A 22,642-nucleotide genomic window follows, 5' to 3' on the forward strand; every position below is an offset into this window, starting at 1 on the left:
TAACTGATTTATTAAGCGAAGGTCGATGCTACATTTGCATCACCGTACTATTGATCAATTATTAGCGTAGTATTTGAGTCGAGTAAGCGTCTGTATTTAGCGTTTGCTGGCTGCCAAACTGTTGATTGAGGTCCTTAATACTGAGCTCCCACCCATCAAAATAACCACTGCTAGGGGTATGTATGTTACGAATTGTCGATGAAGCCTTCACCTTTGATGACGTTTTATTGTTACCAGCCTATTCTGAAGTCTTGCCAAAAACTGCCGATCTGTCTACCCGTTTGACCAAAAATATCACCCTCAACTTGCCTATTATTTCTGCTGCTATGGATACGGTCACTGAGTCTGAGATGGCGATTACTATGGCGCAACTGGGCGGTATGGGTATTTTGCACAAAAGTATGGACATCGTTAAACAAGCCACCCAAGTACGCCGCGTTAAGAAGTTTGAAGCCGGTACGGTGGTTGACCCTATCACTGTACATCCAGAGATGACCATTGGCGACTTACTACAATTGACCCAAGATAACAATATTTCAGGGGTACCGGTAGTTGAGAAGGGCACTGATAAAGTAGTGGGTATTGTCACTCACCGCGATTGGCGCTTTGAGACCAATCTCTCCTTGCCAGTGGGTCATATCATGACCCCAAAAGAGCAGCTAGTCACCGTGCACGAAGGTGAAAGTAACGAAAATATTAAAAAGCTATTACATGAGCATCGTATCGAAAAAGTAGTGGTTATTGATGATGATTTTCGTTTGCGTGGCCTGATTACGGTTAACGACTTTGCAAAAGCTGAAAATAACCCCAATGCTTGTAAAGACGAGCAAGGTCGCTTGCGAGTTGGCGCGGCTGTTGGTACCGGCGCAGATACCCAAGCGCGTGTTGAAGCATTAGTCGCGGCTGATGTAGATGTTATCGTGGTTGACACCGCGCATGGTCATTCAAAAGGTGTTATCGATAAAGTGGCTTGGATCAAAAAATCTTTCCCACATATTCAAGTTATCGGTGGCAATATTGCAACTGGCGATGCTGCTAAAGCCCTACGTGATGCCGGCGCTGATGCCGTAAAAGTCGGTATTGGCCCTGGCTCCATTTGTACCACCCGTATTATTGCTGGTATTGGGGTGCCGCAAATATCAGCTATTGATAATGTCGCCAGTGCGCTGCAAAACAGTATTCCCTTGATTGCTGATGGCGGTATTCGCTTTTCAGGTGATATCGCAAAAGCGATTGCTGCTGGGGCGTCGTGCATCATGGTAGGCTCATTGATGGCTGGTACCGAAGAAGCGCCTGGTGACGTTGAGCTTTTCCAAGGTCGCTATTATAAAGCCTATCGTGGTATGGGTAGCTTAGGGGCAATGTCAGGCGACAATGGCTCTTCAGACCGCTACTTCCAAGATGCCAAAGATGGGGTTGAAAAACTGGTTCCCGAAGGTATCGAAGGCCGTGTTCCTTACAAAGGCCCAGTAGCCGGTATTGTTAATCAATTGGTTGGTGGCCTACGCTCATCAATGGGTTATACCGGTTGTGCCACTATCGAAGACATGCGTAGCAAACCACAGTTCATTAAAGTGACCTCCGCTGGTATGAAAGAATCACATGTTCATGACGTCCAAATTACCAAAGAAGCACCGAACTATCGCATCAACTAAACAACAGCGTTAAAAACGTGAGTATTTATAAGATAATGATCTCAAGATACAAACAGCCAACAATGCTCGTTCATTGTTGGCTGTCTTTTTTGTAAAATAAGACAGTAAGAGACCCTCTTACCGTCGTGTAAGGCTGGCCTTTTATTTTTAGCATTTAATATAAGGATATAACTATAATGAGCTACTTTGGTACTGATGGTATTCGTGGAAAATTTGGTCAACTGCCTATCACCCCTGATTTTATTCTAAAATTAGGTTATGTGACTGGACAGGTGCTCGTAGAGAATAATGACAATCCAGCGCGTAAACCCAGTGTGGTTATTGGTAAAGACACTCGGCTTTCGGGCTACGTCATTGAGGGCGCGCTGCAAGCTGGCTTTAATGCGGCAGGGGTAGATGTCCATATATTGGGCCCGCTACCGACGCCTGCTATTGCTCATTTGACCCGCAGCTTTCATGCTGACGCCGGCGTTGTGATTTCAGCCTCGCACAATCCGTATTATGATAATGGCATTAAACTGTTTTCAGCAGATGGCAAAAAGATCACTGACGACATGCAAAATGCCATTAATGATAAATTAAAAGCTATCATGAGCGCGGAAAGTAGTACCGAAGATAGCCCATTAATGTCTATAAATGATCCTGCAAAATTAGGTAAAAATCACCGGATTAATGATGCTAAAGGGCGCTATATTGAGTTCTGTAAAGGCAGCTTTCCTTACCAATATGATTTAGATCATCTGACCGTGGTGGTAGATTGCGCTAACGGTGCAGGTTACAGTGTCGCACCAAGAGTGTTGCGTGAGCTTGGGGCTAATGTCATTGCTATTAACAATACTCCGAATGGTATCAACATTAATGATGAGTGTGGTTCTACTCATCCTGAAGCGCTACAGCAAGCGGTTTTAGATCATAGTGCTGATGTAGGTATAGCTCTCGATGGTGATGGAGATCGTATCGTTATGGTAGATGAAACAGGAAAACTAGTCGATGGCGATGGTATCTTGTACGTATTAGCAACCCAAGGTCGAACACGAGCAGCTGGCGTGGCGGGTACATTGATGAGCAATATGGGTTTAGAGCTAGCACTACAAGCAGAAGGGATTGAATTCACCCGTGCAAAAGTTGGCGACCGCTACGTGATGCAAGCGCTTGAAGCAAGAAATTGGATATTGGGCGGCGAGCCTTCAGGGCATATATTATGTTTGGATAAAAGCCGCACTGGTGATGCGATTATTGCCAGTCTACAAGTATTGGCAGTGATGCAAGCGCGGAATAAAGCGCTGAGTGAGTTGACTGAAGGCTTTGATGTCTTGCCACAAAAACTAGTCAATATACGCCTAACAAAAATGCAAGACCCTTATAATTATAAAGAGCTGGTTACCGCTTTTGATAAAGCGCGCGCTACCTTGGAGGGCCGTGGTCGCTTGCTTATTCGCCAGTCAGGTACTGAGCCTATGATTCGAGTCATGGTCGAGTCCGATGATGAAATAGAATGTGATGTCATGGCCAATGATTTGGCTGATCATATCAAGGCGGTACTGGGCTGATAGGTAAGTCTAATAGTTACTTTATTAATAATTCCTTTAATAGGCACTTTATACTATAAACAAGCCATTTAAAATAAGACAACGGCAATAAGGAACAGTTATGAGCATGGATTTTACCGATCAGCGCTTATCTTATGAAAAAGGCAGCTTAGATCAGCAGTCAGTGCCAGCGTCTCCATTCGAGCTATTGAAGGGCTGGATTGCTGAGGCAACAGAGCAGCAAGTACAAGAACCTTATGCCATGAGTTTGGCCACTTGCGGCGCCGATAATAAACCCAGCGTGCGCATTGTATTGATGCGTGAAATTACTGAAACGGGTATCGTTTTCTATACCAATTATGAAAGCGCTAAAGGCCAAGATATCGCTGAAAACCCCAATGCGGAGGTATTGTTCTTTTGGCATGAGCTTGAACGTCAAATTCGTATCAGCGGTAGTATCGCTAAAATAGATGCCGATAAGTCTGCGGCTTATTTTCAGAAGCGTCCGCATGACAGCCAAGTAGGAGCGTGGGTTAGTCAACCACAAAGCGGCGAAGTTGCCAATCGCGAGGTCATGGAGCAAACCTTTGACCAACTGCAAGCTGATTATCCAGAAAATGCAGCAGTGCCAACCCCAGAGTTTTGGGGCGGCTATGAGATTAAGGTAAATGAAATTGAGTTTTGGCAAGGTCGCGCCAATCGGATGCACGACCGTATTGTGTATAGCCGTGACGATAATGAAAGTAGTGACAATGTTGCAAACTGGCACACCAAGCGTTTATTGCCATAACTAGTTATAAAAACGATGATGTTTATTTGAATATAAGTACAAACAATTAATTACTAAGTTGCACACAAAAGCCACTCAAGTCGTCACATTTATGGTGATACTTAGAGTGGTTTTTTTTGGTAAATCTTAGTAATTTTTTATCGCACTTATTATAGTTAATCCAACTTAAAAACGACCCAGTGCTACTGGTCTGAATTTTTTACTGGGTTTTTGTATCAACATCGATAGAAACCGACATGCCAGGGCGCAATTGTGCAAGCTCCGGCTGGCCTTGGTCTAAATCAATCCGTACCGGAATACGCTGAGCAATTTTAATATAATTACCGGTAGCAGGGTTTGCCGCCCCGGCACTAAACTCACTGCCGGTTGCTGGTGAGATATTACTAACATGACCACGAAATTTAGCGCCACCAAGGGCGTCAACATGAATGGTGGCGGGCTCGCCAATGGTCATATTTGCCACTTGGGTTTCTTTAAAATTAGCGATAATCCATATACCTTTTGGTACGATATACATCAGCTGGGTACCCGCACTAACGTACTGGCCAGTCTTGACGCTCACTTGGCTCAGCTGGCCCGATTCAGGAGCAGTAATGACCGCATTGTCTAAATTGATTTGTGCTTGCTTCGCGCCAGCCTCGGCACTTTTAATATTGGCATCTAAAGAGGAGCGGCTACCGCTGGTTTTTTCACGGGCTTGACGCGCTGCTTGCAAGTTGGCCTCGGCTTGCTGTACGCCTGCTTGCGCTTTTGCCAATTGCGCTTTGGTATGCGAAACTTCAGCTTTGGATACGGCACCAATCGCATCTAGTCCTTGATAGCGTTTGACGTCTTCTAAGGCACTATCAACACTGACTTTTGCACTATATAAATCGGCCTCGCGCGCTTCGATTTGTGCTTGGCTTGACTGAGTGTCTTGAGCGTTACTAGAGCGATTGGTAACCGCGATTTCAATATCAGCCTGTGCTTGCTCAAGCTGCTGGCGGAAGATACGGTCATCTATTTTGACCAGTAAATCTCCGGCTTGTACGTTTTCAAAATCTTGCACCGCCACTTCGGTAACATAGCCGGACACTTGTGGGCTGATAACGGTTGTTTGACCTTTTACAAAGGCGTTATTGGTCTGCTGAACAGTAGGGGTAAATGGCGGCAGTTTCCATGCATATAGAATTAATAATACCCCGATAATAATCAGACCCATAAATAAGCTCAAATTTAAAAAAGACTTGTCTTTAGGCGACCAACCTGAGGGCCCAGGAATAGGTTCAGTGGGTGGCATCGGCGTCTCATTGTCAGCAGCATTTATATTATTAAGGTCATCTGATTTAGCTGAACTGGGCGTGTCTGTTGCAGGTTTGGGTTCAGGTTTAGATTCAAAGTCAGGCTCTAACGCTTCTTTATTATCCTGTAAAGGCGGTGCCGTCGTTTCAGTGCGAGTTTCTATGGTATTAATCTTTGATTCTACACGGGTGTCTGTTGCTGGAGAATCAGTTGGCGTCTGAGCCTTGCGGTCAAGGTCATTGAGCTCATTGAAGTCATTGGGTTTTTTTTGGCTCATGACGCGCTCCTAAGGGGTTGAATCAGCATAATAAATAACTTTAATAATACGGTAATCGTTAGGTTATAAAGATTAAAAATGTGAGTAAGGGTCGTATCGTAATTGCAATGACTTATTTTGGTTCACGCATTTTAGCGATAGCAGCCAGTTCTTTGGCAAGTGGGTTGCGCTTATGATAGCGATAGTAAAAGTAGTTTATCAATAAAATAAGGGTCGTTACGGTAGCAATACTGGCCATGAGAAAAAATAAATCGCCATAAGCGGCAACGGTGGCTTGACGCTGGATACCTTGTAATACTTGTCCCATTGCTGCTGCACTGGCTTGCGCTGAGTCGGTTATTTGGGTTGATAACGCACCACGCGCGCCCGCCACTTGTGCCATCAGAGCGGGATCACCCAAATTGAGGGAGCTGACCATATCTGCATAATGCATCTGCGTGCGAATAGTGGTAAAGGCTTGAATGGCTGCTGCGCCTGCCAGACCACCAATAGTTTGTGAGATACCAAAAATTACCGAAAAGCTGATGATATAAGCTGGACCATTAGCAATGGCGCGAAACATACCTTCAAAGACCATCGGTCCCATAAAATAAACGGCGGCAAAGGCGATCAAAAACTGACTCAAATAAAACATAGAGGGCGCAGAGTTTAACGAAACATCAGTGTCCATCCACGCGCCTAAAGCAATCAGAGCTACGGCAAAAATTACCGGACGGCGCAGCTCCATAGCATTGGTGCGAAACACACTAATCACCAATGCTAGCGCACTAGCTGCCAATATTACTGCATAAAAAGGTACCAGTTGATCATTACCGTAGCCTAAATTTGCCAAGAGTCCAGCAGCACCCACATTTTGCTCAGACAGCAAAATACGCATAGTCGCACCGGTAATCATAAAGGCAATAATAGTACGACTGCGCATCCAGCGCACTTGCAGCATGGGGTTTTTGCGATGAGTTTCTATCCATAGAGCAATAGAAATAGTGACCACTGCAATAATAAGCGGATAGCTTAGCCAAGGCGTACTCCACCATAAAATCCGTCCTTGTACTAAGAACACTGACAACGCGGCAAGACCGCTGGCAAAAAAAGCAAAACTTAAAATATCGAGTTTCTCAAAGACCTTTTCAGTATTACCGGGTGGTAGCTCAAGTAAGTTAATCAGCCCAAAGCAAATCAGCGCCATTCCAAACTCAAATAAGAACAAATTCTCCAGCTGACCATCAATGGCGAGATAGGGCGAGATGATACGCGATAGCGGAATGCCAAATTGCACCAAACCAAAACCCAAAATCAGGCCGCTGATACGCTTAGCGGTGGGCATGCCCTGTAAACAATAAAAAATCGACAGCACCGTCATGGCACTAGCGACCACCCCACTAAAACCACGGGCAACTATTTCTAGATAATAGGGATCTAACGTGATGCCAGTCGTTGTGCTTGTTAGTTCACTACTTACTAGCCACTGCATGCTGGTAGCCGCCAGTAAAAAAAACAGGGTAATTTTACTGAACAGTGACATACCAAATTGCTGCCGTATTTTATACAGCAATACAGTGATACAGGCATTGGTCATATTATAGGCGACCGATATCCAACCACCTTCTACGGGCGTTAGGCCCATTTCGCCTTGAATTTGGGTAAGGTTAGCGACCAGTAGGCCATTTTGGAAACTGGCCGTCAGACCAATAAAAATACCGATAAATAAGTATAGTATCTTACGGCGTACAGGATGGTCAGGGGTGGCAGGTGAACCCAACATAAACGGCTGTTCATGGGGCTTGAACTGATATTCGGTATTCATGGTCGCATGATGATCTGTATAAGTGAATAGAATAAGGTCATGGTACCGCTTCCCTATAATTGGCAGCGCCTGTTGAGTTTGGCTGCAATTAAACTGAGTACTATCATGGTTAATACTATCAGCAGGGTGATAAAACGAAAAAAAACAGTCCAAGATTTACTTGGACTATTTTATCATAATTTTTAACTAGCGCTTGCAGCTATGCTGTTCGTTAACACTATCTAAACTGCAGTAGTCTCATCATAATTGGCTTCCAAGCGCATGGCACGTTGGTAGCTATCAAGGCTGGCAAGCTGTAACGCATATTGTTCTATATGCGGATAGTCACCGAGCTCATCGCGCTTAGCAAGCATAATTAAGTCAAACGATAACATAAAGTCTGCGCCGCTGAGTTTATCGCCAACAATGTAGGACTTACCATTGACTGCATTATCTAGATAGCTCAGCAAGTTACTTTTTTCTTGACTGATATAACCGTTTAAAAACTCATTATCGCCCATCCCCGCTTTTTTGGTAAACAACTCAAGTAGCAACGGTACCATCAGCGAGCTTTCAGCAAAGTTAACCCATTGCAGATAGTAACCATAATCTGCGCTCTCAGGAGCAGGGCGCAGACGCTCAGGGGCAAAGCGTTCAATCAATAGCTCAGTGATAGCACCCGACTCTGAGTATAACTGACCATCCATGTCGATGACCGGCGACTTACCAAGCGGATGTACTGCTTTGAGACTATCTGGCGCTAGATGAGTTTTGGCATCACGTTGGTGGCTGATGACTTCATAAGGCTCGTCTAATTCCTCTAGTAGCCACAAAATACGCAGTGAACGAGATTGGTTAAGATGATGCAAGCGAATCATAGTAGTAACCTTTTATTAAGCTTTTGGCTTATTAAGCTTGAAGCTTAGCGAGTAGGTGTTTGGCAGTATCTTCTGAAGACGCTGGATTCTGTCCAGTGATCAGTAGACCGTCTTCGACCACATATGATTCCCAATCCGCCCCTTTTTCATAGTTGCCACCATTGGCTTTAAGGGCATCTTCTAATAAGAAAGGCACCACATCGCTTAGGCCAACGCCTTCTTCTTCAGTATTGCTAAAGCCAGTGACTTTTTTACCTTTAACCAAGTATTCGCCATCGACTTTAACGTTTTTAAGTGCTGCAGGTGAATGGCAAACAAAGGCAACTGGTTTGTCTTGTTTGACAAAGGTTTCGATTAATTCAATAGAATGTTTGCTGACTGCTAAATCCCATAGCGGGCCATGACCGCCAGGATAAAATACTGAATCAAAATCTTCAGCTTTCATATCAGCAAGTTTCTTAGTATTGGCAAGATGCTCTTGAGCATCAGAGTCCTCTTTAAAACGTTTGGTATCTTTTGTTTGCGCATCTGGGGTGTCGCTACTAGGGTCAAGTGGTGGCTGACCGCCGGCAGGAGAGGCAAGCGTAACGTTCACACCCGCATCAATAAAAGCATAGTAAGGTGCCGCAAATTCTTCTAGCCAAAAGCCAGTTTTTTTGCCAGTATCGCCCAAACGGTCATGTGAAGTCAGTACCATTAGAATATTCATAATTAGCTGTCCTTATTTATTATTCATTAAGAGTGTGTAGTGAAAGAGAAGGTTAGCAATCCGTATTTGTAAAACATGGATGCTAATGGTATCTACTTTTTAGCCGTGAAGTTTATCCATCATATTAAGAAGTTACTTAACGTCAGCAACTTTTACCACGGTCTTACCAAAATTCTTACCCTCTAGCATGTCAAAGAAGGCTTGTGGCGCTTGTGCTAGGCCATCAGCTTGATATTCTTTGGTTTTAACTTCGCCAGATTCTACCCATTTACCCATAGTTTTTAAGAATTCTGGGAAATGATCGCCATATTCCTCAAAGATGATAAAACCTTTGATGGTTAGACGTTTACTTAGCACATTTCCCATGAGTAGACCCAAGCGGTCTTTGCCGTCAGGGAGTTCGGTGGCGTTATATTGTGAGACCAAACCACATACTGGGATACGCGCATGCGCGTTCAGTAATGGTAATACCGCGTCAAACACTTTACCACCGACGTTTTCATAATAGATATCGATACCATCGGGGCAAGCGGCTTTAAGCTGCTCAGAAAAGTCATCAGCCTTGTGGTTAATACAAGCATCAAAGCCTAACTCATCGACCGCATAAGCGCATTTTTCAGCACCGCCTGCTACGCCGACTGTACGTAGACCCAAATGTTTACCCACTTGGCCAACGGTTGCGCCGACAGGACCTGTTGCTGCGGCGACTACTAAGGTTTCGCCTTTTTGTGGTTTACCAATATCAGTCAAGCCCATATAACCGGTGAAGCCTGGCATACCTAGAACGCCTAAACCGTAAGAGGGGTTTGACATATTTTTATCGAGCTTGAGTACACCTTCGCCATCACTGACGCTATAGTCCTGCCAGCCAGAGTTTGATACCACTAAGTCGCCTACGGCAAAGTTAGCAACATTAGACTCAACCACTTGGGCAACGGTACCGCCGGTCATGACGTCACCAACTTGTAGTGGATCAGTGTAGCTTTTGGCATCACTCATCCGTCCACGCATGTAAGGGTCAAGTGATAAATAGACCGTACGTAGCAGCATTTGCTTGTCATTGGGTGTCGGGATATTGCCAGCAGTCAGCTCAAAGTTATCGTTCGTTGGGGCGCCATGTGGGCGGCTAGCAAGCTTGATTTGACGGTTTTGTTGTTGGTTTTGCTGCTCATTAAAATTGTTATCAAAGCTCATATTAAGGCTCCTTTGTATTTATTAGTTTTAAAATATTTGATTTTTAATATAGTAACTACTCAATGCTGAGTAGTTACTATAGATAGCATAACTAGATGTATTTCTTGTTACTATTTATTATGTACTGCTTATTATTGTACTGCGATGTTTTTTACGACGCTTTGCTGCTTACTGCGCGCTCTAAAATGTGGCGTGATACCTCTAAATCATTCTTGCCATACTCACCTAATTTGACCATTTTATGCGCCTCTAACTGCTTGATGATAGGCTCAATCGCTGATTTATCTAGTTCTGCGTCTTCTAAGCTCACTGGTAAACCAAGCTCACGGAAGAAGTTTTCGGTATAGCCAATCGCTTTTTCAATGATGGCATCATCGTCTTGATCAGTAGCGGTGATGTTCCATACATTACGGGCATATTGGAGCAGCTTGTCTTTTTTGCTGTCTTTTAGCTCACGCATGACTGATGGCAGTAGAATAGTAAGCGTCCGTGCATGGTCAATAGCATGTAATGACGTTAACTCATGACCAATCATGTGCGTCGTCCAATCTTGTGGTACGCCTGTACCAATCAGACCGTTAAGCGCCATAGTTGCTGTCCACATGATGTTTTTGCGGGTCTCTAAATTGTCCGGGTCATTTTTGACCACTCGGCCTTCATCAATCAGAATTTTGAGCAGACTTTCAGCAAAGGCGTCTTGAACTTTGGCATTGACTGGATAAGTCAGATACTGTTCCATAACGTGGACAAAGGCATCGGCGACACCATTCATCACTTGGCGCTCAGGTAAAGTCAAGGTCTTAGTCGGATCTAAAATCGAGAACTTAGGGAATACTAATGGGCTACCAAAAGGTAGTTTTGCTTGACGTTCGCTACTGTTAATGACCCCACCTGAGTTCATCTCAGAACCAGTCGCTGGGATGGTCAATACCGTACCCAAATCAATAGCCGAGTTGATTTTTTTGCAACCACTGGTTAGCGCATCCCAAGCTTGCTCACGTGAGACAATATTTTTATTATCTTCTTCGGTTAGTGAAGAGATGAGCGCAACGAACTTACTTCCGTCAATCACTGAACCGCCACCGACTGCTAATAAGAAATCGATGTCGTGTTCGTTGACCATGTCAGCCGCTTTTAGCAAAGTGGTAAATTCTGGATTGGCTTCAATACCGCCAAACTCAAATACTTGCCGTGCGCTATTTGCTGATAATGCGTTTTTTACTTCATCTAAGGTACCGGTACGCTGAGCTGAACCACCGCCGTAAGTAATAAGGACGCGAGCATCAGTAGGCACTAGATCGGACAATTGCTTGATTTGGCCTTCACCGAAAACGATACGTACTGGATTGTAATATTGAAAGTTATTCATAATATTCCTGAAATTTTAATGTAAATTCTGAAAATTAAACGATTAAATCGTAAATACTGGGCATGCTCTTTTTGAACATCTGCACGCATTGTACATTAATTAGACCGGTCGTCTAGTAGTTTGTTATTATCAGTTACAAAACTATCGTATAGTTGAATATCAAAATTAGCTGTTAAGACGAACGATACAAATAAATCTTTAGGTTAAGTAAGTCTAATGAGCAGAATAAAAAATATAAGTAAAAAAATAGACAAACAGAACGTTATTAGCGCCCCATTTGGGTAGTGGTCATCTGCCATACTTCAGCTAGTGGGGTATTGGTTTGGCTAATTTTGGCGATTAAGCTGGCACCAAGCCATGCGAAATACCAACGCTTGGCCATGCTTTCGGCCGCGACATTATCGGGATGCGGTACCGAGTTATCTGCCCAACCGGCTTTAATTTGCTCAGCAAGCCAAGTAATTGTTTGCTGGTAACCCGCATCGAGTGCTTTACGCATCGTCTCTGACATATCTGCTACTTCAGCGCTTAACTTTACCACCAAGCACTTTGCATGATCGCAGCCGTTTTGCTGAGTGTCATACCAGTTCTGAAAGTAATCATAAAGCTTTTGCTGTGCGCTGACGTCTTGTGCGCCAATGATATCCAGCCGATTTTTATATAAGGTAAAGTAATGGTTGATAATGGCTTCACCGAAGACTTCTTTTGAGGCAAAGTAATGATAGAACGAGCCTTTAGGAACACCGGCGGTATCTAATATTTGCTTGATACCGACGGCAGTAAAACCTTTTTGGGCGATCAGCTGATAGCCGGTTGCTAAAAGATGATCTTTAGTATTTGCTGGGCCCGTATTTAAAGAAATCGTTTCTAAAGGGTCGGCATTTAAAGGGAGCGTATCTAATGGAGCAGCGGTTGTAGTAACAGACATAAAGGTCATGTTCTCCTTGGATTATTATTTTAATAAGGGATGCTTCTAATTAATAAGTTACGTTTTTTCAACAAACTTTAGTGAGAAGAAAGTCTTGTTTTATTACTGTCTATGGTAGCATTAGACCAGTCGTCTAGCAAGTTAGATTTAGAAAGTGTTTGAGCAATTTAGTAAAAATTAACGTCATAATTTTAAACGGCTAGCTTTACAGCATTTACGTATTCATTTAAACAAGATCAACATAAAATAAATATGAACGTATTAAGACAGTACCTCTAAATGATAAATTTTGAATAACAATAGGGATAAACAATAGGAATAATTATGACTACTAATAATACAAATACTACCGCGAACGCTTATAGTGACTTCCATCTGCAATATATCGCAGGTAAATGGCAAAGCGGCCAAGATGATAGCGTCAATATCGATACCAACCCCTATAACGGCGATACGCTGGTAGAGATTAAACAGGCCACAAAACAGCAGCTTGACGAGGCTTATCAAGCAGCAACCACCGCGCAGGCTGAGTGGGCACAAAAGACCCCAGCCGAGCGTGCTGGCGTCCTCTATAAAGTGGTCACTATCTTCGATCAGCGTCAAGACGAAATCGTTGATTGGCTGATTAAAGAGTCCGGCAGCACTCGTATTAAGGCAATGGTAGAGTTTGGTAGTGCGCGTGCGATTACTTTGGAAGCGGCGACCTTTCCCAACCGTATGCATGGAGAGATTCGTCCGTCTAACACGCCCGGTAAAGAAAACTTTATCTATCGTGAACCAATGGGTGTCATCGCGGTTATCAGCCCTTGGAACTTTCCTCTACATTTAACTCAGCGTTCTATCGCACCAGCCTTAGCACTTGGCAATGCGGTGGTACTCAAACCTGCTAGTGATACGCCTATTACGGGTGGTTTATTGCTTGCAAAAATATTTGAAGAGGCAGGCTTGCCAAAAGGGTTGTTGAACGTGGTCGTTGGTGCGGGTAGTGAGATAGGGGATGCAATTGTCACCCATGATATACCGTCATTAGTATCTTTTACCGGCTCGACCGCGGTAGGTAAGCGTATCGGCGAATTAGCCAATGGTGGTGATTATATCAAGCAAGTGGCGCTAGAGCTGGGCGGTAACAGCCCGTTCGTCGTGCTAAAAGATGCTGATATCGAACAAGCAGTAAAAGCGGCGGCCTTTGGTAAATTTTTACATCAAGGTCAGATTTGTATCGCTATCAACCGTATCATTGTTGAAGATGAGATTTATGATGACTTTGTAGAGCGTTTCCTTGCTCACGTTAAGACCTTAAACGTCGGTGATCCCAATCAAGCGGATACAGCGGTCGGTCCTATTATCAATAAAAAACAAGTTAAGTCTTTAAAGGATAAAATCGCTAAAGCTATCGACGAAGGCGCGAAGATGATTTTAAGCGATGAGATTAAAGGTCAAGTGGTCCCACCGCATATCTTTACAGAAGTCACTCGCGATATGGACTTGGCTCGCAATGAGGTATTTGGACCCTTAGTCGGTATTATCCGTGCCAAAGATGAGGCTGATGCTTTGACCATTGCTAATGACACTATGTATGGACTATCTAGTGCGGTATTCACCAAAGATATGGAAAAAGGTCTGCGCTTTGCCCGCGGCATCAAAGCCGGCATGACCCATATTAATGACATTACGGTGAATGATGACAGTAATGCACCGTTCGGTGGTGAGAAGAACTCTGGTATTGGTCGCTTTAATGGCGAGTGGATCTTAGAAGAGTTTACGACCTTGCATTGGATATCTGTGCAACATACGCCGCGCGATTATCCATTCTAACAGTAGCCGTTTTAAAAGCAGCCATTTTAAGATTGGCCGTTTTAAACATTGTGGTACGTTTAACTTGAATTTTTAGATCAAAAAAAGACTGCCATATTGGTAGTCTTTTTTATTTGTGAAAGGGGTCGTTGTTCGACCGTTTGCGGTTTTATTTATAGATGAAAACCCATCATAGACTGAATCTCTTCGATGGTCATACGTCTGACTAGGGCCTGCTCTTCTACTGACAAGCGGTTGGTATGCTCCTTTATCATGGTGTGAATACTGCGAGCGACTTCAGCAGTCGTGGCATAATACATTTGCGGCTGTTCTTTAGTCAGTTTAATCAAAAATTTATCGATGATTTTACGCTTTTCAATCGAAGCGTGTTCTTCAGTCATAGCATTCTCCTAGGTGTTAACCATTTAATCAGTCAGATTAATGAGAGTCAATACTCATGGCTAGAATAATGATAATAACAACAGTTATGAATGCTCGCGTTAAACCTTTAACACGCCCTATACGGTATATGCTGTTTTAAAATATTATAGTTTAAGGATGGTCGTTAATCGAGTGCGTTTAATTATTTGGAAATTTAAAATATGTCACATAAGCGGTCAGATAAAAAAGTCGCATTGGTTTTATTCCACAACGATTTGCGGATTCATGATAATGCTACTTTATTACAAGCGGCAACAGTAGCCAACGCTAATAATGGGCAATTGCTACTCGTTTACGCGTCTTCTTTGGCTGATACACTTGATCAAAAAAGTGTCAGTCAAGCCTATTACTTTGATGAGAAGGGCGCTGCCCGTCAGCGGTTTTTGTATGAGAGCTTGGCTGACTTAAATGAGTCCCTACAGTGCCTTGGCAACAGATTACTTTACTTACAATCTAAACATCTGCAACAAGAGCATTCGTCACCGGAACAGTTACCACAATATTTGGATACGCTTCTACAGCTTTGCCAGCTCATTGAGCAAGAACAGGTTACTGATATAAGTGTCAGTCAAACGGCAGACTATAATCAAAACCAAGTTTATGACATATTGCAAAATAAATATCCACAAATATGCTGGCATGGTCAGTCAACCGCCCCTTTATTTGCTACTTTGCCGCTTGACGCTCTGCCCAAAAGTTTTACTCAATTTCGTAAAAAAATTGAATCAAATTATGATTTACTAAATGCCGAAAACGACCTTATTGTTTGTCAAACGCCGAAAGCACTCCCGCCAATGCCCGAAAGCATGACCAATAGAAGTGAGTACTTTTTTGAAAATCAAAAACTTGGCGAACCAACACCTGTAGCCACTGATACTGATATAGCACCTCAGCTACAGCAGCAATCACAACACCAATTTCAGAATAAGTTTAAAGGCGGTGAAGCAAATGCCATGCTTCATTTAAATGACTATTTTAATTCCAGCGCCCCCAGCACTTATAAAACCACTCGTAATGCGCTTGATGACTGGACTCACTCCACCAAATTTTCGGCTTGGCTGGCCAATGGCACCTTATCAGTTAAGACTTTACTCAATCGATTGCGTCATTATCAAACACAAGTTACTGCTAACGAGTCAACTTACTGGATATGGTTCGAGTTACTCTGGCGTGAATATTTTTATTGGTATGCAGTCACTCACCAGCAAAAGCTATTTTGGTTTCAAGGGATTGCTCAACATGCCCCATCGACTCAGTTTGATAAAAAGCGTTTAGTACAATGGCAAAACGGCACCACGCCATATCCTCTGGTCAATGCCTGTATGAATCAGCTAAAAAGTACCGGCTACCTGTCGAACCGTGGTAGGCAAATAGTTGCCAGTTGTTTCATTCATGAGCTGGGTCTGGACTGGCGTTACGGCGCTAGCTACTTTGAGCAGCACCTTATTGATTATGATGTTGGCAGTAACTGGGGCAATTGGCAGTATTTAGCAGGAGTCGGTGCGGATCCAAGAGGCTGTAGACAGTTTAATCTTAAAAAACAAACCCAACAATACGATCCCAATGGCGATTTTATTAATAAATGGCAAGGTAATAAGACCTGTTAATACTGCTGGTAAGTCTCAGCTTAGCGAACTTAATACAAGATGATTTTAATAATATGAAAAAACCCAGCCCTTACTTAACTTTTGCAGGTGCGATTCCGTTCGTAGTTTGCACCATTTTACTCATTATGGGCATTGGTGCCATACCGGTTTTGGGAAGGACTGCGCATATTTTGTCTATTTATGGCTTGGTGATTGCCTCATTTATGGCGGGTGCACACTGGGGTAATCATCTTAGCTTGGCTGATGACCATAGCTGGGCCGTTAAGCTGCCTATATTTAGTAATATTATGGCACTCGCTTTGTGGCTAGGGTTTTTAACGTTACCGATGGTCGGTTTTCTCTGGCTGCTAATGATAGGTTTTGTCTGTATGTTAGTTATCGATTACAGTCTTAATCAAGCACATATTATCAGTTATGATTATTTTAAAGTCAGGAAATACGTCACTGCGATTGTGGTCTTTTCATTAATAATTGCAGTAGTGCAGTTATAAGCGTTTAGAATGGCGTCAATTTATTATTTGGTACAATAAGCTATGAAAATTAAAATGATTGTCGCTATAGCCGTTATTGCATTGCTGGGTATCATCGGCTTTAAATATTATAGCAGTACACAATCTAAGGTAAGTGTCGTTGCTACTGAAGAGAGCCTAGCCAAACTTAATAATATTACAAATCGATGGGAGCATAATAGCGAGGCTGTAAGCAAAGCGCCCAAAGCAAAATTGCCGGCAGCTATAAAAGATATGCAATCGTTAAGACGTGAGGCGAATAAACTTGGTGTCACGCCATGTTTGACAAGTGCGCAAAACAATCTGTTGGTAGCAATGGACTCAGAAATAGCAGGCTACCTAAAGCTTATGGCGGATGATGATGCGGTTATCACCACAGATATAAATAGAGTTTATCAGGCGATTACAAAATATCATGAGATAGTCGAGAAGTGCGCTGCTTAGAGAGTACTATCAGTAACCCTAGGTTACTGGTAGCTAAATGCAGCACGTCCATTGTATAATCTGTAACATTCATTTAAAATAAACCTTTGAGGTAATACTTATTCAATCTATTTTAAGAAGTCTGTTATGCAACCGATATCTTTACCTAGCAAGCCGCCGACCTCTCCGCATCCCATTTTGAATTTGAGCTTCCGCATATTTTTTAGTGCGGCGGCACTATTTGCTATCGTGACGATGACGCTGTGGGCGTTTGTGTTCACCGGTCATACCAATATTGATGCGCAAACCTTGAATCCACTGTACTGGCACGGTCATGAGATGATTTATGGCTATGCACTGGCGGTGGTGGCGGGTTTTTTACTGACGGCAGTGAAGACCTGGACAGGAGTGATGATGCCGCATGGCTATAAACTGCTGGGTATCTTTGTCTGTTGGTTGCTGGCACGTCTCGGTTGGCTGGCATTTGGTTTGGGTATTGATTTTGGCGTTGGGCAGGGTGCTGGTCAAGGGATATGGCTACTATATGCGGCGGCCGTGTTTGATTTATTATTTATAGGGTTGATGGCATTTGCGATTTTTCGAGCGGTATTACAAGTTAAACAATATAAGCAGCTGGGTATTTTGGCCAAGCTGGTGCTATTAACGGTCGGTAATGGGCTGTGCTATTGGGGCATTATTAGCGCGGATATGAACCTTACTAGGATAGGTATGTATCTAGGCTTTTATTTAATTATCGGCTTGGTGTTGACCATGGGTCGGCGTGTGGTGCCGTTCTTTATTGAGCGTGGGCTTAGTATCGACAGTACAGAAACCATTAAAGTACGTAATAATAAAGTGCAAGATATCGCCAGTTTATTATTTTTCTTGGCATTTTTTATCGTTGATTTGTTTTATCCTAATAAGTACTTACTGACCATTACGGCACTGGGCGTGGCGGCTGTTAATATCGTACGATTAATAGGTTGGTATCATCGCGGTATTTGGCAAAAGCCGCTGTTATGGTCGCTGTATATCGCGTTTTTGGGAATGTGTCTCAGCTTTGTATTGTACGCGCTACAACCATGGCTCGGTTATAACCATAGTATTGCGGTACATGGGCTATCGATTTCAGGTGTTGGCATGATGACGGTAGCAATGATGGCACGGGTATCACTTGGCCATACTGGACGCAGTATCCATAATCCATCTAAAATGGTCACTGTAATGTTTGCGCTGATGGTGTTGGTATTTGTCAGTCGTGTGCTACTGCCATTAGTAGATACCAGTCATTATTTACTATGGATAATGATAGCGCAAGGAGCATGGATTGCCTGTTTTATGTTATTTTGCATCAGCTACTTACCCATGCTGGCGCGTCCTAGACCTGATGGCTTATTTGGGTAGTTAAAGATTTTACTTTATTAAAAAACGATAAAAATAGGAGCGCTAGCAGATGCGATTGACCAATTATAGTGATTATGCGTTACGATCTTTGATCTATTTGGCGGTCAAACCAGCGCCGCAGACTTTAGCCAATATCAGTGATATTGCAGACAGTTATAATATCTCTAAAAGTCATTTAACCAAGATTATTCATCAGCTTGGTCAGCTGGGCTACATCGATAGCGTACGTGGTAAGAATGGCGGTATTCGGCTAGCAATGGCACCTAAAGATATCAATTTGGGCATATTAATCAAGCAAATCGAGCCAGATTTTGCTTTGGTGGAGTGCTTTGCCGAAAAGTTACCTGATAGTGATGGCATCAACTATAACGCCAGCCATGACGAGCGTTATGATACGGCTAAGTCGCCAGGCTTACCGCTGACCCTTATTGACGAGACGGCAGTAACCGCGAATAAATCGACATCAGGTTGTGTGATCAGTCCAGTATGCCAATTAAAAGGCGTATTCTTTGAAGCGTTAACGGCATTTATCACAGTACTTGAGCGCTACACGTTGGCTGATATCATTAATAATAAGGCTGAGCTTGATTGGCTGTTATCCTGATAAGGTGTTTTGAAGAAAGCAGTGAGTAGTATTAATAAGGTGGGTAGTATTAATAAATTGCAGTACCATCCTGAAAGATACTCAATTATTCATAATGATCACAGCCTATTTAATCGCTATCTATATAAACTTCACATACTCTGTTTTATTGTCTATTGCTGCAATATTCCTTTGAGCTAAAGCATTCTCTTAATTGACCGTTTTTCCATACCTTCAACTGACTTAGCAGACTCTTGAAAAACACGTTAGCAAGATAAGCCACTTAGAACTGCATTAAAAAAGACTACCAATATGGCAGTCTTGTTTTGTGTTTAGTTTAGCTGAGGTACGTTATAAGTAAGACAACACCCTAAAGTATTAGGCTTTTTCAAGCTTAGGACGGGCTTTATCGATAGCTTTTAGTAATGCTTTTTCAAAGCCACCAACTTCAAACGTAACCAAGCTTGAATGCGCCGCACAGAAATGTCGGGTATCACGCCATTGATGCGCAAGCTCTGTCGCCCAATCACAATATTGTTTGCCAGCATTGGGCTCATCTTTGAGCGCATTGTTGGTCGAGGGATGCAATATTAGCTCGGGTAGCAGCGCTTTAAGCAGGGAAGGCGGGCTTACAAACGTGTCATCCACGTGTAAGCTATGGCTAGCAGGATGAAATACCAATAGCGATCCTGCGTGTACTTTCTCATTAGGCGAAATATAATAAATACCTTGAGGTAAAGAAAAATTGAGCTCAGAATAGCATTGGGCTACCGCCTCACTTTCAACAAGTTCATCGGCCCATTCTACTTCAGGCACTTGCTGCGCGTGACGCTCACTGCCATAAAAAGTGGCTTGTGGAAAGTCTTTGGCCATCTGTGCACAATGTACAGTATGGAAAGGATGGACGTTGAGTACCGCTTCCACATCGTGTCCATTATTTGTCAATACCATAACTTTTTTACGGACGTCACCGGTTAGAGCGTAACTGTCCAAAAAAACAAACTTTCCTGACTGCAATCGGATCAACGAGCATTGGGCGCCAACATCAATAATACCGCCAATGCGAAACGAGCCTTGTATATTCCAAAAGCCTGCACCCAAATTATAAATTTTATCTGTCATTTGTGCTATTCCTTAATAAACAATATATTAAATGGTGCTTAAAAAGACTGTAATATTCGCGCTACAGCATTTCATGTCCACATTTTATAATTATGTTCCATAGAGGTATTTAAGTCTGTATAAAAAAGATGGTATATGGTCAGCCTTGATTACTTCTTGTTAAGGGAAATAAGTTCTAAAAAACTCTACTTTCAAAGGTTTATTAGATGCGAAAGCACCAGTAGATTTAAATGACCAAACTCGAGAGAGCGATGGTGAAACTCTAATTATGGTGGCTGTTAGCAACAATCGAATTGAAACCGTAAAATTCTTGCTATCTAAAGACGCTAATCCCAATCTAGTCGCGACGACTAAAGATAAGAAGATGGGATCATACAATCAAGGCGCTTACTCATATGCGTGTTCGCGCGATTTGATTGAGATGCAAGAGCTGCTCGCGGCAAACGGTGCTATCAATCATCGCACTGGCAAGGCAAGCTGTAAATAAGCATTTTGATGGCGTAAAAAATTAACAATAAGGCCGCTAACATCAATAGCGGCCTTTTTTTGTTCAAGCTATCTCTGCGGTATTTTTCTGTCCAAACCCATATTTATATTCTAGCTTTTAGTGAATTCTATTTAAAGAATTTTCCTTGCGCACCTATGAGGAAGGACAAAATAAAGGTTTAGGAAACCTTTACCCTGACGCAAGAGAAAATCTGTGATTTTCTAGCATGCAATTTTTAACGGTGTTCATAAATCACCTAAGCGGTGATGAAGATTCGTGCTAGCGGCAATTTCTAAGCTACCTTTGCGGTGAGGAATTTCTAAGCCACCTCTACGGTGGTAAAGTCGGCGTACCTATTTTTTTTTGACGCAAACATGATGCACAGTCAAATCTAACAATTTTAGTGCTCAAATGGAAGTGTTATTTAATTTTAACAGCACACTTCGAACCCTAAGCCTAACTCCCAATGTGCTAACATAAAGGGCTTGTTATAATAAATATAAATGATTAAAAGTTCAGACTTCTATAGCCTTACTCCTATCACCCACGCTTAGATAAACCGCGTATAACATAGTTAGAATCCTCGTGAATAACTCTATAAACCATATTCAAAAGTCCGATTTACCGCCTTTGTCCCCACCAGCTAATTCGCCTTCATGGATTTTAAAATTAACCATCGGCTTAATCGGCATGTTTGCTTTTTTGCAGGTGTATTCCGTTCAAGCGGTGTTGCCCGTCCTAATGGTAGATTTTGCTGCCACCGAAGTACAAGTCGGTATGATTGTCGGGGCAACGGTGATGGCTATTGCAATCATGTCGCCGTTTTTAGGAATGCTCTCTGATGCGGTTGGTCGCAAGTCTTTTATCGTTGGGGCTTTGTTGTTTTTAGCGATACCAACGGCTTTAATTGCTCAAAGTCCCAGTATTGGTTGGATGGGATTGTGGCGGTTTATTCAAGGGTTATCTGTTCCCGGTATTACGGTGGTGACCATTGCTTATATTGGTGAAGAGTTTGAGGGACGAGATGTTACTGAGCTGATGTCGTTTTATGTCTCAGGCTCAGTGCTTGGTGGCTTTATGGGTCGGTTTTTACTCGGGCACTTACATGAGTTAATCGGCTGGCGGCAGGGTTATTATGTGATGGCGACTATGACTCTAGTAGGTGCGTTGTGGGTGGGGAAAATGCTACCGGTATCGCGCTGTTTTGAAGCCAATCCTAACTTTCGCTCAGCGATACAGACGCTTGGTGAACACTTGACCAACCGTTACGTCGTTACTGCCTGCTTGCTTGGGGGTTGTGTGTTGTTTTCGCTAGTGGGCTGTTTTACCTTTATCAATCTCCATCTTGCCAAAGCCCCCTACAATCTAAGCACCGGACAGCTGGCTAATATCTTCGCGGTCTACTTAATTGGAGTGATTATCACCCCACTATCGACTACGCTGCTACGCCGATTCGGTGCCGCGCGGACGGTTCGAGTCGCGGTGATCGTCTCAATGGTAGGTGTGCTATTAACTCAAGTGACACCGCTATGGGGTATCATTGTTGGTCTTGCCATCATGTCCTCGGGAGTATTTATTACCCAAGCGGCGACCATCAGCTATATCGCAGTCAATGTCAAAAAAGGACGCTCACTGGCCTCTGGTTTATATTACATGGGTTACTATGCGGGCGGCACAATGGGTGCTTGGCTGTGCGGACTTGCCTATGCGCGCGGAGAATGGAAGCTAACGATATGGCTGTTATTATTGGTACAAGTCTTAGCACTATTAATAGCAAGCTTTGGGATGATTAAAACCAAAACCCGCGCGACTTAGCACCCATTTGACATAGCACAATATGGCGAATAATTAAACGATAGACATCGAACGGATAGTCCTA

The 22,642-nt window shown here is 43.1% G+C and carries 19 protein-coding genes and 1 pseudogene; 11 read left to right on the top strand and 9 right to left on the bottom strand.

Translation table 11 applies throughout. The annotated features are described in order from the left end of the window. Positions 1-182 precede the first annotated feature (182 nt). The 3 genes from guaB (at position 183) to pdxH (ending at position 3,974) form a co-directional block, all read left to right on the top strand. Positions 183-1,655: an IMP dehydrogenase gene (gene guaB / locus AAEY88_RS00315; RefSeq protein WP_350557569.1), complete on the top strand. Its 1,473-nt coding sequence runs from the start codon at positions 183-185 to the stop codon at positions 1,653-1,655. A 176-nt stretch (positions 1,656-1,831) separates the two neighbouring features. Further along, a complete protein-coding gene (gene glmM, locus AAEY88_RS00320) occupies positions 1,832-3,205 on the top strand; it encodes a phosphoglucosamine mutase (RefSeq protein WP_350557571.1) in 1,374 nt (457 codons plus the stop codon). A gap of 106 nt (positions 3,206-3,311) precedes the next feature. Next, entirely contained in the window at positions 3,312-3,974 is a 663-nt protein-coding gene (pdxH, locus tag AAEY88_RS00325) for a pyridoxamine 5'-phosphate oxidase (protein ID WP_350560359.1), read from the top strand. A 199-nt stretch (positions 3,975-4,173) separates the two neighbouring features. On the opposite strand, the gene AAEY88_RS00330 is transcribed toward pdxH, so the two are convergent. The 7 genes from AAEY88_RS00330 to AAEY88_RS00360 all read right to left on the bottom strand — a co-directional run bounded on the left by AAEY88_RS00330 (position 4,174) and on the right by AAEY88_RS00360 (position 12,393). Beyond that, entirely contained in the window at positions 4,174-5,532 is a 1,359-nt protein-coding gene (locus AAEY88_RS00330; RefSeq protein WP_350557573.1) for an HlyD family secretion protein, read from the bottom strand. 112 nt (positions 5,533-5,644) lie between these two features. Further along, on the bottom strand, positions 5,645-7,336 hold the full coding sequence (locus AAEY88_RS00335; RefSeq protein ID WP_350557575.1) for an MFS transporter: 1,692 nt from the start codon (positions 7,334-7,336) through the stop codon (positions 5,645-5,647). 221 nt (positions 7,337-7,557) lie between these two features. Next, positions 7,558-8,193: a glutathione S-transferase gene (locus tag AAEY88_RS00340; RefSeq protein WP_350557577.1), complete on the bottom strand. Its 636-nt coding sequence runs from the start codon at positions 8,191-8,193 to the stop codon at positions 7,558-7,560. Positions 8,194-8,224: 31 nt separating this feature from the next. Beyond that, entirely contained in the window at positions 8,225-8,902 is a 678-nt protein-coding gene (locus tag AAEY88_RS00345; protein ID WP_350557579.1) for a type 1 glutamine amidotransferase domain-containing protein, read from the bottom strand. 132 nt (positions 8,903-9,034) lie between these two features. Beyond that, a complete protein-coding gene (locus AAEY88_RS00350) occupies positions 9,035-10,096 on the bottom strand; it encodes an NADP-dependent oxidoreductase (protein ID WP_350557581.1) in 1,062 nt (353 codons plus the stop codon). Between the two features lie 151 nt (positions 10,097-10,247). Further along, positions 10,248-11,465 (bottom strand): iron-containing alcohol dehydrogenase, encoded by a 1,218-nt coding sequence (locus AAEY88_RS00355; protein ID WP_350557583.1) that lies wholly within the window; start codon positions 11,463-11,465, stop codon positions 10,248-10,250. Positions 11,466-11,730: 265 nt separating this feature from the next. After that, complete coding sequence (locus tag AAEY88_RS00360; protein ID WP_350557585.1) at positions 11,731-12,393, bottom strand: TetR/AcrR family transcriptional regulator; 663 nt, start codon at positions 12,391-12,393, stop codon at positions 11,731-11,733. 324 nt (positions 12,394-12,717) lie between these two features. Here AAEY88_RS00360 and AAEY88_RS00365 point away from each other — a divergent pair, with 324 nt between their 5' ends. Continuing rightward, positions 12,718-14,208: an aldehyde dehydrogenase family protein gene (locus AAEY88_RS00365; protein WP_350557587.1), complete on the top strand. Its 1,491-nt coding sequence runs from the start codon at positions 12,718-12,720 to the stop codon at positions 14,206-14,208. 152 nt (positions 14,209-14,360) lie between these two features. Here AAEY88_RS00365 and AAEY88_RS00370 read toward each other — a convergent pair whose 3' ends face one another. Beyond that, positions 14,361-14,588 (bottom strand): hypothetical protein, encoded by a 228-nt coding sequence (locus AAEY88_RS00370; protein WP_350557588.1) that lies wholly within the window; start codon positions 14,586-14,588, stop codon positions 14,361-14,363. A gap of 201 nt (positions 14,589-14,789) precedes the next feature. Between AAEY88_RS00370 and AAEY88_RS00375 the strand changes: the two genes are divergently transcribed. The 5 genes from AAEY88_RS00375 to AAEY88_RS00395 all read left to right on the top strand — a co-directional run bounded on the left by AAEY88_RS00375 (position 14,790) and on the right by AAEY88_RS00395 (position 19,175). Next, positions 14,790-16,235, top strand: a complete 1,446-nt coding sequence (locus AAEY88_RS00375) for a DASH family cryptochrome (RefSeq protein ID WP_350557590.1) — start codon at positions 14,790-14,792, stop codon at positions 16,233-16,235. 53 nt (positions 16,236-16,288) lie between these two features. Next, on the top strand, positions 16,289-16,726 hold the full coding sequence (locus AAEY88_RS00380; RefSeq protein WP_350557592.1) for a DUF3429 domain-containing protein: 438 nt from the start codon (positions 16,289-16,291) through the stop codon (positions 16,724-16,726). A gap of 42 nt (positions 16,727-16,768) precedes the next feature. Further along, the gene (locus AAEY88_RS00385; protein WP_350557594.1) at positions 16,769-17,188 is read left to right on the top strand and encodes a hypothetical protein; all 420 of its coding nucleotides are present in this window, start codon (positions 16,769-16,771) and stop codon (positions 17,186-17,188) included. A 126-nt stretch (positions 17,189-17,314) separates the two neighbouring features. Continuing rightward, the gene (locus AAEY88_RS00390; RefSeq protein ID WP_350557596.1) at positions 17,315-18,571 is read left to right on the top strand and encodes an NnrS family protein; all 1,257 of its coding nucleotides are present in this window, start codon (positions 17,315-17,317) and stop codon (positions 18,569-18,571) included. 49 nt (positions 18,572-18,620) lie between these two features. Beyond that, positions 18,621-19,175 carry an Rrf2 family transcriptional regulator gene (locus tag AAEY88_RS00395; RefSeq protein ID WP_350557598.1) on the top strand — a complete coding sequence of 185 codons (555 nt, stop codon included), beginning with the start codon at positions 18,621-18,623 and terminating at the stop codon, positions 19,173-19,175. Positions 19,176-19,532: 357 nt separating this feature from the next. On the opposite strand, the gene AAEY88_RS00400 is transcribed toward AAEY88_RS00395, so the two are convergent. After that, positions 19,533-20,276 carry a hypothetical protein gene (locus AAEY88_RS00400; protein WP_350557600.1) on the bottom strand — a complete coding sequence of 248 codons (744 nt, stop codon included), beginning with the start codon at positions 20,274-20,276 and terminating at the stop codon, positions 19,533-19,535. A 199-nt stretch (positions 20,277-20,475) separates the two neighbouring features. Between AAEY88_RS00400 and AAEY88_RS00405 the strand changes: the two are divergent. Together AAEY88_RS00405 and AAEY88_RS00410 are read left to right on the top strand one after the other, a co-directional pair. Then, a pseudogene (locus AAEY88_RS00405) lies at positions 20,476-20,763 on the top strand (ankyrin repeat domain-containing protein); the annotation flags it as partial. A 630-nt stretch (positions 20,764-21,393) separates the two neighbouring features. Then, entirely contained in the window at positions 21,394-22,578 is a 1,185-nt protein-coding gene (locus tag AAEY88_RS00410; protein ID WP_350560361.1) for an MFS transporter, read from the top strand. The last annotated feature ends 64 nt before the right edge of the window (positions 22,579-22,642 follow it).

Source organism: Psychrobacter sp. CAL346-MNA-CIBAN-0220, assembly GCF_040309805.1.
Lineage (GTDB): Bacteria > Pseudomonadota > Gammaproteobacteria > Pseudomonadales > Moraxellaceae > Psychrobacter.